Below are 14,387 nucleotides of genomic sequence, written 5' to 3'. Positions count from 1 at the left end.
GCAGTGCGTCGTCAATTGCAACTGTGATGCATGTGCACCGAGCCCAGCACCGCGACTTCGGCGGGCGTGTGCTTGAGCGACTCGTCGTTGACCTGGCCCGCGTCCGTGACGAATTCCTCGACGATCGACGACACCGGCGCATTGCGCAGACACAGCGACACGCGCTGCGTTTCGTTGGCCGGCAAGGACGTGCGTTGACCGAGGAACAACACGCCGTACTGATAGCCGTGGATGATCCCGCGAATCGCGCCGACACACTGGCCCTGCGCGACGTTATCGTTTTTCTGCTTGCAGGTCTGCGCGAGCGAGTACGCGGAGAAGCTGGGATCGACAGGCGGCGCGGCCTGCGACAACGTGGGCGAGAGCGGCTGCGCGGCCGGCGCCGGCTTTTGCGTGCCGGTCTGCGCATGCGCAAGCGAGGCGAGACTCAAAGCGGCGGCCGCGGCAAGGCCGGCGACCGCACGCACCGCGTAGCGGGGGACGTTTCGTTGCATGTTGTGATGCCCTCATATCGAACGTTGAATTGATATGAGGCAATTGCGGCGCTTTGGTTCCAGGCACGCGCGGCTGGCGCATCTATTGCGATGGGTCGCGTCCGGCGTTTTGCGTTAGACAGTTGGCGCGTCGTCGGGAATGTCGTTGACCTCGTCGCGCGGGGCGGCTTGCAGCATGCGCAATTGATCGACGGGAATATGGCAGCGGATCAGGTGCTTGCCTTCGGTAGTTTCCGTGCCGCCGCTTGCGTCCGCAAACGGCGGGTCCTGCTGCTCGCAGATCGCGCCCAGCTTGCGCGGGCAGCGCGTATGAAACACACAACCCGACGGCGGCGATGCGGCGCTCGGCAAATCGCCTGAAAGCCGAATGCGGGTTTTACGCGCGTGGGCATCGAGTGTCGGTACCGACGACAGCAGCGCTTCCGTATAAGGATGCTGCGGTCCGTCGAACACCGCGGCAGCCGGCCCGATTTCGAGCAGCCTGCCGAGATACAACACGGCGATACGATCGGACAGATAGCGCACGACATGCAGATCGTGCGAAATGAACACGTAGCTGACGCCGCGCTCACGCTGCAAGTCGGCGAGCAGATTGAGAATCGCGGCCTGCACGGAGACGTCGAGCGCGGAAGTCGGCTCGTCACACACCACCACGCGCGGCTCGCCCGCGAATGCGCGCGCAATCGCGACGCGCTGCTTGAGTCCGCCGGAAAGCTGGCGCGTGCGCGAGCCGAGATAGCGCTCCGGCAAACGCACGGCGGCGGTCAGCGTGGCAAGCCGTTCGTCGATGGCGGCGCCGCGCAGCGCGCCAAGACGCGACAACGCGCGGCCTATCAGACGCTTGACCGAATGCGCGCGATTCAACGCCGAGTCGGGATTCTGGAATACGATCTGCAGCGACTTGACCTGCTCGTCGTTGCGTCGCGTGACGCGCGCGGCGAGCGGCGCGCCGTCGAGTTCGAGCACGCTGCCGGGGTCGGGCGTGAGCAGGCCGAGCATCAGCTTCGCAAGCGTCGTCTTGCCGCTGCCTGATTCGCCGACGAGGCCGAGCGTCTCGCCGGCTGCGAGATCGAGCGATACGTTGTCGACCGCGCGCAACCCGCCGCCCGATACATGGAAAGTCTTCGACAGATTTTCGGCCCGCAGCACGAGCGCACGCGGCTCGTTGCCGCTCATCGCGCGATGGTCCGCGGGCAACGCTTGCGCGCTCGCGCGCGGCAACTCGATCGCGCGCTCGTGATAATGGCAACGCGACATCTGATCGCCATGCGCTGCGCTCACGCGATACGGCGGCGGCGCTTCGCGGCGGCAGCGGTCGTCGGCGAGACGGCAACGCTCGGCATAGATGCAGCCTTGCGTGACCGACCCCGGCGACGGCAAGCCGCCCGCAATCGTATCGAGCCGCTCGCTGTCCTTGCTGCGCCCCGCCGTGGGCAGGCAGCGCAACAAGCCCACCGTGTACGGATGACGCGGCCGCGTGAAGACATCTTCGGTCGCGCCTTCCTCGACCAGCTTGCCCGCGTAAAGCACGCCGACGCGCTCACACATGCGTCCGATCACGGCAAGGTTATGGCTGATGAACAGCACGGCCGTGCCCAGCTCCGCACGCAGTTGCGCGACGAGATCGAGCACTTCGGCTTCGACAGTGGCGTCGAGCCCCGTGGTCGGTTCGTCGAGAATCAGCAGCGCCGGGTTGGAAGCGAGCGCCATCGCGATCACCACGCGCTGCTGCATGCCGCCCGACAATTGATGAGGATAGCTGGCCATCACCCGCTCGGGCGACGCAATGCGCACCCGTTGCAACATCTCGAGCGAGCGCTGCAATGCTTCTTCGCGCGCGAGACCGGCGGCTTCGAATGCTTCGGACACTTGCCGCGCAACCGTGAGCGACGGATTCAACGCGCGGCCGGGGTCCTGATAGACCATCGAAATCGTATTGGCGCGCAGCGCCCGCAATGCATCGGCGTCGAGCTTGTTCACCTCCGCGCCCGCGATCGCGATCTTGCCCGCCTTCACTTTGCCGTTGCGCGGCAGATAGCGCAGCGCCGCCATCGCGACGGTCGACTTGCCGCAGCCCGATTCGCCGACGAGCCCATACGCCTCGCCGCGCCGCACGCGAAACGACACGTCTTGCAGCACTTCGCGATCGCGTCCGCGCATCCGGTACGTGACCGTCAGGCCGACGACGGTCAGCGCATCCGTGCGATCGCTCTTCGAGACGTCGAAGGCGGGGAACGAGGAGGGCGGCGGTCCGTTCATCGGTCGAGTACACCTTGTACGCCGTCGGCGATCAGATTCACGCCGACCACGAGCGACGCAATCGCGGCGGCCGCGAACACGACGGTCCACCATGCGCCGCCTGCCATCAGCGTGTACGACTCGGAGAGGGCGAGGCCCCAGTCGGCGGATGGCGGCTGAATGCCGAAGCCGAGAAACGACAGCGTGGCCACCGCGAAGATCGCGTAGCCGAGCCGCACGGTCGCCTCGACGATGATGGGCGGCAGCACGTTCGGCAAGATCTCCGCGAACATGATGTACGGCGCGCGTTCGCCGCGCAGTTGGGCGGCGGCCACGTAGTCGAGATGGCGCTCGGCGAACACGGCCGCGCGCACGGTGCGCGCGGTGATCGGCGCGAACGTGATGCCGATCACGAGTATTACCGTGAAGTTCGACGCGCCCACCGCGGCAAGCGCGAGCAACGCGACGATCACGAGCGGCAGCGCGAGAATGGCGTCGATCGCGCGGCCCACCACGTTGTCGACCCAGCCGTCGAAGTAGCCGACCACGAGACCGAGCGCGGTGCCCGTCGCCGTGCCGAGCAGCGTCGCGAGCGGCGCAATCGTGAGAATGTCGCGCGCGCCGACGATCACGCGCGAGAACACGTCGCGTCCCAGTTGATCGGTGCCGAACCAGTGCGTGTGATCAGGCGGCATCAGCGAGTTGAGCGGGTCGGACGCGTAGGGATCGACGGGCACAAACCACGGCCCGGCGATCGCGCAAACAATCCACCATACGACGATGACAAGGCCGACGACGAACGTCGGCGAGCGCAGCAGCACGCGCAACGGGTCGAAGCGCGGCTCGCTGGCGGCGCGCGGCGCGGCCGGTGGAACGATCGTGCTCATTCGGCGCTCCTCACGCGCAAGCGCGGATTGAGCAGCACGTGCAACGCATCCGCGATCAGATTGGCGGCGGTGTACACCACGCCGATGGTCAGTACGCCGGCTTCGAGCATGGGGAAGTCTTTGGCCTTCGCGGCGTTGTAGATCAGCGAGCCGATGCCCGGATAGCGGAATAGCGTCTCAACCACGACGAGGCCGCCGATCATGTAGCCGAGCTGAGTCGCGGCCACGGTGATGGTCGGCAGCAGCGCATTGCGCAGCACATGCCGCCAGATCACGACATGACGCGGCAAGCCCTTCAATATCGCGGTGCGCGTGTAGTCGGCGTCGAGCGCTTCGACGGTGCCGGCGCGCGCCATCCGCGCGATGTAGCCGAAGAACACGAGCACGAGCGGCAGGATCGGCAGGATCAGGTAACGCAACTGTTCGAGCGCGCCGGCATCCGGCGGATACGACGCCTCGATGGGCAGCCAGCGCAGCCACACGCCGAACACGAGAATCAGCACGATCGACGAGACGAACTCGGGCACGACAGTCGCCGACAAGCCCGCGATGCTGATCGTGCGATCGAGCCAGCGTCCCGCGTGCATGGCGGACCACACGCCGCCCGCAATGCCGAGCGGCACGACGACGATGAACGCGAGCAAGCCGAGCTTCGCGGAATGCGCGAGCGCATCGGCGATGAACGGTCCCACCGGCTCGCGATACGCGTACGAAAGCCCCATGTCGCCGCGCAGAAAATGCGTGATCCAGTCGACGTATTGCGTCGTCAGCGGACGGTCGGCGCCGAGTTGATGATTCAGCGCGGCGACCGCGCGCGCGTCGGCGAGCGGACCGAGCACCGCGCGGCCGATGTCGCCGGGCAACAGTTGGCCGCCCGCAAACACGATCATCGACAACAGCCACAGCGTGATCAACGAGAGGCCGACGCGCGTCGCCAGAAAACGCACGACGCGCCCGGCGTTGCCGTTCGGCGCGGAAGCGGAGGGATTTGCAGTGGTCGACATAGTGAACGGCTGACCAGTCAAAGGCGGCGCGCGAGTAAAACGCTCAGACGCTGGGACGCTCAGGCGCTCAGCACCGCGCGGTCGAAATAAAGCTGCGCGAGCGCGGTGAAACGCACGCCGTTCACGCCCTTGCGCATCGCGATCAGTTGATCGTAGAAGAATGGAATGATGATCGGCGTTTCGTCGAGCAACAAGGTCTGAATCTGCCCGGAGATTTTCTTCTGCGAGGCGAGGTCGACAGCCGCGACGAACTGCGCGACCAGTTGATCGTATTGCGGATTCTGAAAGTGCGCGGCATTCCATGTGCCGCCGCTCGTGAGCGGCGCGTTCAGAAACACATTCGGCACGCCGCGATGACCGTAGTCGGTGATGCCGAGCGGCGAGTCGAGCCAGTCCGATTTGCCCGGCGTACCCGCGCCGTAATACAGCGACTGGCTCTCGACTTTCAGATTGATGCGCACGCCGATCGCCTTCGCCGCGTTCTGCACGACGACCGCGAGATCGGGAATCTCCATGTACTTTTCGGTGGTCAGCGTGACGTCGAAGCCGTTGGGCACGCCCGCTTGTGCGAGCAACTGCTTGGCCTTCGCGACGTCGATCCTGCGCTGCGGCACGCCCGCATCCGACGAAGGAAACACCGGCGCGAACGGACTGTCGTTGCCGAGTTGCGCGCGGCCCTTGAAGAGGCCGCGCACCAGCACATCGCGATCGAGCGACAACGCGAGCGCCTGGCGCACGCGCTTGTCCTTGAAAAGCGGATTGTCGTTGCGCATATGAATCTGCCGATGCGCGCTCGACTTGACGCCCACTGCCTTGTAGTCGGGATTGTTCAGAATGGCCGCGCCGCCCTGCACGGTGAACGTGCCCATCACATCGGCCTGATGGCCTTGCAGCGCGAGCAGTTGCGCCTGCTGGTCCGCGTAAAACGAAAACTGTACCCGTTGCGGTAACGCTTTTTCGCCCCAGTAATCGGGATTGCGCACGAACGACGCGTCGACCTTCGCCTGATACTTTTCGAGCTTGAACGGCCCGGTGCCGATGAAGCTCTTTTCATAACCGCCCGCGTAATTCGCCGGCAGGATCACTGCGTTGTAATTGTCCGAGGAAACGTAGTAGGGGAAGTTGCCGTTCGGTGCGTCGAGGTGGAAAGCGACCGTGTGGTCGTCGACCGCCTTTGCGCCGCCTTTGGACAGCACGCCCTTTAGCACCGACAGCGCCGCCGAGCCGCTTGCCGGATCGGCGAGACGGTCGAACGTCGCGACCACGTCTTTCGCGGTGAACGGCTGGCCGTCGTGGAACTTCACGTTCTCGCGCAGCTTGAAGGTCCACACATCGCCCTTGTCGTTTGGCTTCCACGACAACGCGAGCGCCGGCTTCAAAACGAGCTTTTCGCCGTCGTCGTCGATCAGGAATTCGCCGGTCTGGTTCAGCAGCGCGAGGCTCGCTGCGTCCGTCACCGTGAGCGGATCGACCGCGCCGGCGGGCGTCAGATGCGCAACGCGAATCGTCTGATTCGACGGCGTGCCGGGTTTCGCGCTGCCCTGTGCCGATGCGCGCGGCGCGTCGAGCACGCCGCCGCCCACGAGCGACAAGCCGATCACGCTCGCATAGCGCAGCAGTTCGCGGCGCGTGATGCGGCCGGCGCGGAATTCGTCGATGGCGTGATTGCCGTAGGCGTCGGCGGTGCGGCGGGCGAGGTCGAGAGCGGGAAATCGGTCAGCGGGAGTCTTCATCGTTGGAATGTCCAGTCCGTTCGGTTGCCGGTTCTGAGAAGCCGCGCCGGATGCGCGGCAGGTTGACTGCGCATGGGCGCTGTTTCGGCGATGCAAGGCCGTTTCAGTTTAAGCGATTGCTCGCGGATTGGAGCGCTCGCGTCGGCGTGAGATCCGCGATCGGCGGATAAAAAGGGCCGGTGTGTGTCGTGATGACAACGGTTGCGATGGCTTCACGGGGCATCGCGCGGAAGCCGCGCGTCCCTGCTGCGGGCTGCGCGCGTGGACTTCGATTGCCATTGGTGGCGCTATAGCGAACGAACCGGCAACGGAGCTATGAAGAGCTTCAACGCTCGAGCGCGGTTCATCAACTCACCGCGCTGCGACGTCCGGCCGCCGCCAGCGATGAAACAGCACCGAGCCGATCCAGCACGCCATGAACGCCGCGACGATTCCGTAGCCGAGCACACCGAACTGCTCGTTGACGCTCGCCGCCGCATCCCACACGCCGCCACTGAGCCCGAGTTTGTCCGACAGCAGTCCCAACGCTTCGACGCCGCCGATCACAATCGCGATGACCGCCGACACGAACGTGATGCTCGCGTTGTAGTAGAGCTTGCGCTTGGGGTCGTCCATCGCCCAGCCGTATGCGTGGACCATCAGCACGTTATCCGTCGAATCGACGAGCGTCATGCCCGCGGTGAAGAGCGCGGGGAACACGAGGATTGAATACAGCGGCAAGCCCTTGCCGGCTTCGGACGCGGCGATCGCGAGCAGACCGATCTCGGTCGCGGTGTCGAAGCCGAGGCCGAACAGCACGCCGACAGGGTACATATGCCAGCTTTTCGTCACGAGCCGGAACAGCGGCCGCAGCGCGCGCGATAGCAGGCCGCCGGGCGCGCCCGCATCGGCACGATCGAACGCGATCACAGCGGCTTCGCCGTCGCGCTGCACATGACGATAGCGGCGCCATACATCGCGCAGAATCACGAGATTCACAGCCGCGAGCACGAGCAGAAACGTCGCCGAAACCAGCGTGCCGATCGTGCCGCCCACGGCCTTGAACGTCTCGAAGCGGCCGTGCAGCGAATGCGCGGTCCACGCTATGCCGAGCGTCGCCAGGATCACGATGGTCGAATGTCCCAGCGAGAACGCGAGACCCACGCCAAGCGGGCGCTTGCCGGTCTGCATCAGCTTGCGTGTGACGGCGTCGATGGCGGCGATGTGGTCCGCGTCGACCGCATGGCGCAGACCGAATCCATACGCGAGCAAGGCCGTGCCGATGAGCAGCGGATAGTGGCGGAACGCGATCAACGCCCACGCCCAGGCGGCGAGATTGGCGGCGATCAGAACGGCGTACAGCGTGAGAAGGCGAGGGCGCAGCGAAGCGGTCGGCGTCATGAGTCGCGTGAGAGTGGATTAGTGATCGTGCGGATGTTTGTGAATCGGATCGACCCAGTACACCGTTTCGGGCTGCTCGACGGCGTCGATGTTCAGATTGACCACGACCGCTTCGTTGTCGCTGCGCACGAGCACGCATTCGAGCGGATCGTCGGTGCTCGCATTGATCTCCTGATGCGGCACATACGGCGGCACGAAGATGAAGTCGCCGGGGCCCGCTTCGGCGGTGAACTCGAGATGCTCGCCCCAGCGCATGCGCGCCTGGCCGCGCACCACGTAGATCACGCTTTCGAGCGCGCCGTGATGATGCGCGCCGGTCTTCGCATTCGGATGAATCGTCACGGTGCCGGCCCAGATTTTCTGTGCACCGACGCGTGCCGCATTGATCGCGGCGGCGCGATTCATGCCGGGCGTCTGCGCCGTGTTGGTGTCGAGCTGATCGCCCCTGATGACCTTGACGCCATGCTCGCGCCAATCGACAGGCGCCGGCTGCGGCGCGTCTTTCTCGTCGTTGTAATGCGGATGTTCGTGATCCTGGCTCATCGCGTGTCTCCTCGTGGCTTGGGAGGCGGGGCGAGCTTCGCGGCCCCGTCCGGCATTTTTACACGTTAAAAAAGCTGCGCGTCGCGTGAGTGCGCTCACGAGCTTATTCGATCGACGAAAAAAAGCCCGTCCACGAGGGACGGGCTTCGCCTGCTTTGCCTTGCAGAACCCAGGCTTTTGTCACCGGCGCACAGGCTTACTTGTGCTTCGCGTTGATGACGGCTTCCGCGACGTTGTTCGGCGTTTCAGCGTAGTGCTTGAACTCCATCGTGTAGGTCGCGCGGCCTTGCGTCGCCGAACGCAGCGATGTCGAATAGCCGAACATTTCTGCGAGCGGCACTTCCGCGCGCACGAGCTTGCCGCCGCCGCCCGCGATGTCTTCCATGCCTTGCACCATTCCGCGACGGCTCGACAGATCGCCCATCACGTTGCCCATGAAGTCTTCGGGCGTTTCGACTTCGACGGCCATCATCGGTTCGAGCAGCACGGGCTTGGCCTTGCGCATGGCTTCCTTGAACGCCATCGAGCCGGCCATGCGGAACGCGTTTTCATTCGAGTCCACGTCGTGGTACGAACCGAAGGTCAGCGTCACCTTCACGTCGACCACCGGATAGCCCGCAAGCACGCCGGCCTTCAGCGTTTCCTGGATGCCCTTGTCGACGGCCGGAATGTATTCGCGCGGAATCACGCCGCCCTTGATCGCGTCGACGAATTCGTAGCCCTTGCCCTGCGGCGCCGGCTCGAGCGTGATGACCGCGTGGCCGTACTGGCCGCGGCCGCCCGACTGCTTGACGAACTTGCCTTCGACGTCCTCGACCTTGTTGCGCACGGTCTCGCGATACGCAACCTGCGGCTTGCCGACCGTTGCCTCGACACCGAACTCGCGCTTCATCCGGTCGACGAGAATTTCCAGGTGCAGCTCGCCCATGCCGGAGATGATCGTCTGACCGGATTCCTCGTCCGTTTGCACGCGGAACGACGGGTCTTCCTGCGCGAGACGATTGAGCGCGATGCCCATCTTTTCCTGGTCGACCTTGGTCTTCGGCTCCACGGCCTGCGAGATCACCGGCTCGGGGAAGATCATCTTTTCGAGGATGATCACGTTGTTCGGATCACACAGCGTGTCGCCGGTTGTCGCTTCCTTCAGGCCGACTGCCGCGGCGATGTCGCCTGCGTAGACTTCCTTGATTTCCTTGCGCTCGTTCGCGTGCATCTGCAGGATCCGGCCGAGGCGCTCCTTCTTTTCCTTGATCGCGTTGTAGACGGTGTCGCCCGAATTCACCACGCCCGAGTACACGCGGAAGAAAATCAGCTGGCCGACGAACGGGTCGGTCATGATCTTGAAGGCGAGCGCCGAGAACGGATCGGTGTCGTTCGGATGACGCTCGATTTCGTTGTCGTGCTCGTCGTGACCGGTGATGGCGGGCACGTCGACCGGCGACGGCAGGTAGTCGATCACCGCGTCGAGCATGGCCTGCACGCCCTTGTTCTTGAACGCGCTGCCGCACAGCATCGGCACGATTTCATTGGCGATGCAGCGTGTGCGGATGCCGTGCTTGATTTCGTCTTCGGTCAGCGTGTCGCCGCCCAGATATTTTTCCAGCAGTTCCTCGCTCGCTTCGGCGGCGGCTTCGACCATCTTGTCGTGCCACTCCTTCGCCGTAGCCGCGAGTTCCGCAGGGATATCGCGGTACTCGAACTTGATGCCCTGGTTCTCTTCGTCCCAGAAGATCGCCTTCATCTTGACGAGATCGACCACGCCCTGGAAGTGCTCTTCCGCGCCGATCGGAATCTGGATGGGCACGGCGATACCTTTCAGGCGGTCGCCGATCTGACGCTGCACGCGGAAAAAGTCCGCGCCGACGCGGTCCATCTTGTTGACGAACGCGATGCGCGGCACCTTGTACTTGTTCGCCTGACGCCAGACGGTTTCCGATTGCGGCTGCACGCCGCCGACCGAGTCGTAGACCATGCAGGCGCCGTCGAGCACGCGCATGGAGCGCTCGACTTCGATCGTGAAGTCGACGTGCCCCGGCGTGTCGATGATGTTGATCCGATGCTCGGGATAGTTGCCGGCCATGCCCTTCCAGAAGGCGGTGGTGGCCGCCGACGTGATCGTGATGCCGCGCTCCTGCTCCTGTTCCATCCAGTCCATCGTCGCCGCACCGTCGTGAACCTCGCCGATCTTGTGGGTCACGCCGGTGTAGAACAGGATGCGTTCAGTGGTGGTGGTTTTGCCGGCATCGATGTGAGCGCTGATGCCGATATTCCGGTAGCGCTCGATGGGAGTCTTGCGGGGCACGTGAACCTCCTTGGAATAGCGCGCCTGAAACGCTTGCCGGGCGGCAGTCTGTGCCGCCCGAACCGCGGGAGTGCTGCGTTGCTAAGACTACTAGGATAGCGCGTCGGCCCGTCTTTTGCAGGAATCTTGCCAGGTGTGGCTGTGGCGTGGCTGGCGGTGTGGCTGGCGGTGTGGCTGGCGGTGCGCGGAGCGTAAAAACGACAAAAGCCGATGCCTTATGAACAGGCACCGGCTTTGCGGTGAGCGAGGCGACGCTGCGCGTGGTTTTACTGCGCCGCCGGAAGCCCCTGAATCTTCATGCCAGGCTTGATCCCTTTCGACGTGAACCAGCCCTTGCTCATCTCGAGCGCGTACACACCGTTGTTCTTCGGGCAGTGGTTATTCGTCGTCTCGGCCTGCATTTCGTCGATGTCGGTCACGGTGCCGTCCGCGCGAATGAACGCGATCGACAACGGAATCAGCGTGTTCTTCATCCAGAAGCAATGCACGGCGTTTTCATTGAAGACGAACAGCATGCCTTCGTTGGGCGCGAGGCTGGTGCGGTACATCAGGCCCTGCTCGCGGTCGGCGTCGTTGGCGGCGACGGCCGCGTCGATCACGAACATGCCCGCGGTCAGCTTCGCGCGCGGAAATTCGCCCGGCTGTTTTGCGCCAGAGGGCATTTGCTGCGCGTGAGCAGGCAGCGCACTCAGAGCCGAAAACGATATGGCCGCGAACGGCAGGATTGCGGCAACGGCGAGACGTGCCATGAAAGGTGTCATGAAGCGCGCCATCAACGAGCGCAGGGGAAATCGCACGGCGTGACTCCTTGCTGAGATTAACCGGGGAATGTTACGCGAGCGCGTCAAAAACAAAAAGGCAGATCGCCTTGCGGTGATCTGCCTTTCAACGCCGTAAGAACGGCAATGAAGCGAGTTCTTGACTGCGTTTTTACGACAAACTTACTCCGAAGCTGCCGAAGCGGCTGCTGCAGCAGCTGCCTTCTTGTGCGACTTCTTGTGAGCGTGCTTCGTGGTCTTCTTTGCCGACGAAGCTGCTGCTGCCGGAGCTGCCGAAGCTGCTGCCGGTGCCGAAGCTTGTGCGAATGCTGCCGTTGCGAAAAGGCCAGCGACCAGAGCGGCGATCAGTTTGTTCATTTTGAAAATCCTCAGCTTGAGTTAATTAACCAAATGACCCGGTTATGTTTGAGTCATGTCGGTAAACGTGCCATCCACCTTTCGGTTGACAGCGCATCGAACAAATTTTCGACGCGTCTGCCGAGCGCTCAGACTGCCCGCACGGACCGCACAAGCGGCTTGTACAAAGGCTCTTAAGGCTGAATGCCGGACAGCTTCGGGCGGCATCTGCGTCGAATAACGCGTGAGCTTGCGCACCGGTTGACGTCAATTTTGCGGAAAATTTCAGCACGCGACATTGAGGTGAACCAGGCTTCGCGCCATGCATGCGCGAGCCGCTGTTTCACGGCTTTTTCATTAGCTGGTTTCACGCGCGATTTTGTTCGCGCATACAACGAGTTAGCGAATCAGGCGACGCCTTCCCAAGGCGCGTTGTGCGGCAACTCGACGCTCTCGCCCGGTTGCAGGCCGAGCGAAAAAATATCCAGCGCGCCGATGCCGACGCGCACGAGACGCAGCGTCGGAAAGCCGACCGCGGCCGTCATGCGGCGCACCTGGCGGTTCTTGCCTTCGGTGATGGACAACTCGATCCATGTCGTCGGAATCGCGGCGCGATAGCGAATGGGCGGCGTGCGCGTCCATAGCGTGTCGCCTGGCTCGACGTACTCGGCGCGACACGGCTTCGTCACGTAATCGCCGAGATCGACGCCGCGCGCGAGCTTCTTCAGCGCGGCCGAATCCACCGCGCCTTCCACTTGCGCCCAATAGCGCTTGACGAGCTTGTGACGCGGCTCGGCGATGCGCGCTTGCAGCGCGCCGTCGTCGGTGAGAAGCAGCAGGCCCTCGCTGTCCGAATCGAGACGGCCCACCGGATACACGCCCGGCACCTTGACCCAGTCGGCGAGCGACGCGCGCGTTTCGTGCGCGGAAAACTGGCAGATGGTGCCGAACGGCTTGTTCAGAGCGATGAGGCGCATAGGAAGGTGATGATGTCGTGCGGCGCCCGCCGCAGCAGCATGAGGCGCGACGCGGGGCCGCAGGAGCGATGCCTGTGGCGAATGGCGGGATAATAATGCATAGGGCGCGGCGGGGCGGCTGCGCTCATCGACGAGATGGACAAGACAACAGACGGACGCCGTGCTTTATCCCAGTCTGCATGTTGGAAAACCCCGAGCCGCGGCGGCCTCGATGCCGCGGCCGTGTGGGCTAGAATAACGGCCAGGCCGCGTGCGCGCGTCCGGCATTGCGCGTAGCGAGGAGCATCGTCTTGGCAGTCTCCCATCAGCTTGCAGCACAGCCTTCACTGGAGTCCGATCATGCCGTATCAGCACATCAAGGTTCCGACCGGTGGTGACAAGATCACCGTCAATGCGGATTTCTCGCTCAACGTTTCGGATCAGCCGATCATTCCGTATATCGAAGGCGACGGCACCGGCCTCGACATCACGCCGGTCATGATCAAGGTCGTGGACGCAGCGGTCGAGAAGGCTTACGCGGGCAAGAAGAAAATCCACTGGATGGAGATCTACGCGGGCGAGAAATCGACGCGAGTGTACGGGCCGGACGTGTGGCTGCCTGAAGAAACGCTACAGGTGCTGAAGGAATATGTGGTGTCGATCAAGGGACCGCTCACCACGCCCGTCGGCGGCGGCATCCGTTCGCTGAACGTCGCGCTGCGTCAGGAACTCGATTTGTACGTATGCCTGCGTCCGGTGCAGTATTTCAAGGGCGTGCCATCGCCGGTGCGTGAGCCGGAAAAGACCAACATGGTGATCTTCCGCGAGAACTCCGAAGACATCTACGCGGGCATCGAATGGCCGGCCGAATCCGAGCAGGCAAAGAAGGTCATCAAGTTCCTGCAGGAAGAGATGGGCGTGAAGAAGATCCGCTTCCCGGATACGTCGGGCATCGGCATCAAGCCGGTCTCGCGCGAGGGCACGGAGCGTCTCGTGCGCAAGGCGATTCAGTATGCGATCGACAACGACCGCCGCTCGGTCACGCTCGTGCACAAGGGCAACATCATGAAGTACACGGAAGGCGCGTTCCGTGATTATGGTTATGCGCTCGCGCAGAAGGAGTTCAACGCGGAGTTGATCGACGGCGGCCCGTGGATGAAGGTCAAGAATCCGAAGACGGGCGGCGACATCGTCGTCAAGGATGTGATCGCCGACGCTTTCCTGCAGCAGATTCTGTTGCGCCCCGCCGAATACGACGTGATCGCCACGCTCAATCTGAACGGCGATTACGTGTCTGACGCGCTGGCCGCGCAAGTGGGCGGCATCGGCATCGCGCCGGGCGCGAACATGTCGGATTCGGTCGCGATGTTCGAGGCCACTCACGGTACGGCGCCCAAGTACGCGGGCAAAGACTACGTGAATCCGGGCTCGGAAATTCTCTCGGCCGAAATGATGCTGCGCCATCTCGGCTGGCTCGAGGCGGCGGATCTGATTATCAAGTCGATGGAAACGTCGATTCTGCAAAAGCGCGTCACGTACGACTTCGCGCGTTTGATGGAAGGCGCCACGCAGGTGTCATGTTCGGGGTTCGGGCAGGTGATGATCGAGAATATGTAGTCCGGCTTTCGGGACGCGCGGCAACGTCCCGTCAGGTCGATAAAAACCCAGCTAATGCGAACGATTAGCTGGGTTTTTTATTTCATGTCCATTTGCATGGCGCGCCAACACGGATTAT

At 63.5% G+C, this 14,387-nt stretch carries 12 protein-coding genes; 1 reads left to right on the top strand and 11 read right to left on the bottom strand.

What is annotated here, in order from left to right; all coding sequences use genetic code 11:
* Nucleotides 1-11: 11 nt before the first annotated feature.
* The 11 genes from CUJ91_RS14320 to CUJ91_RS14270 form a co-directional block, all read right to left on the bottom strand.
* Nucleotides 12-494: a hypothetical protein gene (locus tag CUJ91_RS14320; protein WP_006050079.1), complete on the bottom strand. Its 483-nt coding sequence runs from the start codon at nt 492-494 to the stop codon at nt 12-14.
* A gap of 114 nt (nt 495-608) precedes the next feature.
* Entirely contained in the window at nt 609-2,753 is a 2,145-nt protein-coding gene (locus tag CUJ91_RS14315) for an ABC transporter ATP-binding protein (protein WP_114156427.1), read from the bottom strand.
* Nucleotides 2,750-3,619, bottom strand: a complete 870-nt coding sequence (locus tag CUJ91_RS14310; RefSeq protein WP_006050081.1) for an ABC transporter permease — start codon at nt 3,617-3,619, stop codon at nt 2,750-2,752. Before CUJ91_RS14310 ends, CUJ91_RS14315 begins: the two co-directional genes overlap by 4 nt.
* Nucleotides 3,616-4,623, bottom strand: a complete 1,008-nt coding sequence (locus tag CUJ91_RS14305; protein ID WP_006050082.1) for an ABC transporter permease — start codon at nt 4,621-4,623, stop codon at nt 3,616-3,618. Before CUJ91_RS14305 ends, CUJ91_RS14310 begins: the two co-directional genes overlap by 4 nt.
* 59 nt (nt 4,624-4,682) lie before the next feature.
* Complete coding sequence (locus CUJ91_RS14300; protein ID WP_114156426.1) at nt 4,683-6,356, bottom strand: ABC transporter substrate-binding protein; 1,674 nt, start codon at nt 6,354-6,356, stop codon at nt 4,683-4,685.
* A 351-nt stretch (nt 6,357-6,707) separates the two neighbouring features.
* Nucleotides 6,708-7,736 carry a HoxN/HupN/NixA family nickel/cobalt transporter gene (locus tag CUJ91_RS14295; RefSeq protein WP_053858665.1) on the bottom strand — a complete coding sequence of 343 codons (1,029 nt, stop codon included), beginning with the start codon at nt 7,734-7,736 and terminating at the stop codon, nt 6,708-6,710.
* Between the two features lie 18 nt (nt 7,737-7,754).
* Complete coding sequence (locus CUJ91_RS14290) at nt 7,755-8,279, bottom strand: cupin domain-containing protein (RefSeq protein ID WP_006050085.1); 525 nt, start codon at nt 8,277-8,279, stop codon at nt 7,755-7,757.
* 196 nt (nt 8,280-8,475) lie between these two features.
* Nucleotides 8,476-10,581: an elongation factor G gene (gene fusA, locus CUJ91_RS14285; protein ID WP_006050086.1), complete on the bottom strand. Its 2,106-nt coding sequence runs from the start codon at nt 10,579-10,581 to the stop codon at nt 8,476-8,478.
* Between the two features lie 266 nt (nt 10,582-10,847).
* On the bottom strand, nt 10,848-11,378 hold the full coding sequence (locus tag CUJ91_RS14280) for a DUF192 domain-containing protein (protein ID WP_053858664.1): 531 nt from the start codon (nt 11,376-11,378) through the stop codon (nt 10,848-10,850).
* Between the two features lie 144 nt (nt 11,379-11,522).
* Entirely contained in the window at nt 11,523-11,717 is a 195-nt protein-coding gene (locus tag CUJ91_RS14275; protein ID WP_027212290.1) for a hypothetical protein, read from the bottom strand.
* 386 nt (nt 11,718-12,103) lie between these two features.
* The gene (locus tag CUJ91_RS14270) at nt 12,104-12,673 is read right to left on the bottom strand and encodes a pseudouridine synthase (RefSeq protein WP_114156425.1); all 570 of its coding nucleotides are present in this window, start codon (nt 12,671-12,673) and stop codon (nt 12,104-12,106) included.
* Between the two features lie 339 nt (nt 12,674-13,012).
* Between CUJ91_RS14270 and icd the strand changes: the two genes are divergently transcribed.
* On the top strand, nt 13,013-14,269 hold the full coding sequence (gene icd, locus CUJ91_RS14265) for an NADP-dependent isocitrate dehydrogenase (RefSeq protein WP_006050089.1): 1,257 nt from the start codon (nt 13,013-13,015) through the stop codon (nt 14,267-14,269).
* Nucleotides 14,270-14,387 lie beyond the last annotated feature (118 nt).

Source organism: Paraburkholderia graminis (genome assembly GCF_003330785.1).
GTDB lineage: Bacteria > Pseudomonadota > Gammaproteobacteria > Burkholderiales > Burkholderiaceae > Paraburkholderia > Paraburkholderia graminis.
This window is presented reverse-complemented; position numbering and strand designations above follow the sequence as displayed.

What these genes read in the sequence shown, in the direction of transcription:
- CUJ91_RS14320 (WP_006050079.1), bottom strand. Translation starts at nt 494, where the DNA reads ATGCAACGAAACGTCCCCCGCTACGCGGTGCGTGCGGTCGCCGGCCTT.
- CUJ91_RS14315 (WP_114156427.1), bottom strand. Translation starts at nt 2,753, where the DNA reads ATGAACGGACCGCCGCCCTCCTCGTTCCCCGCCTTCGACGTCTCGAAG.
- CUJ91_RS14305 (WP_006050082.1), bottom strand. Translation starts at nt 4,623, where the DNA reads ATGTCGACCACTGCAAATCCCTCCGCTTCCGCGCCGAACGGCAACGCC.
- icd (WP_006050089.1), top strand. Translation starts at nt 13,013, where the DNA reads ATGCCGTATCAGCACATCAAGGTTCCGACCGGTGGTGACAAGATCACC.
- CUJ91_RS14290 (WP_006050085.1), bottom strand. Translation starts at nt 8,279, where the DNA reads ATGAGCCAGGATCACGAACATCCGCATTACAACGACGAGAAAGACGCG.
- CUJ91_RS14310 (WP_006050081.1), bottom strand. Translation starts at nt 3,619, where the DNA reads ATGAGCACGATCGTTCCACCGGCCGCGCCGCGCGCCGCCAGCGAGCCG.
- CUJ91_RS14300 (WP_114156426.1), bottom strand. Translation starts at nt 6,356, where the DNA reads ATGAAGACTCCCGCTGACCGATTTCCCGCTCTCGACCTCGCCCGCCGC.
- CUJ91_RS14270 (WP_114156425.1), bottom strand. Translation starts at nt 12,673, where the DNA reads ATGCGCCTCATCGCTCTGAACAAGCCGTTCGGCACCATCTGCCAGTTT.
- CUJ91_RS14275 (WP_027212290.1), bottom strand. Translation starts at nt 11,717, where the DNA reads ATGAACAAACTGATCGCCGCTCTGGTCGCTGGCCTTTTCGCAACGGCA.
- CUJ91_RS14295 (WP_053858665.1), bottom strand. Translation starts at nt 7,736, where the DNA reads ATGACGCCGACCGCTTCGCTGCGCCCTCGCCTTCTCACGCTGTACGCC.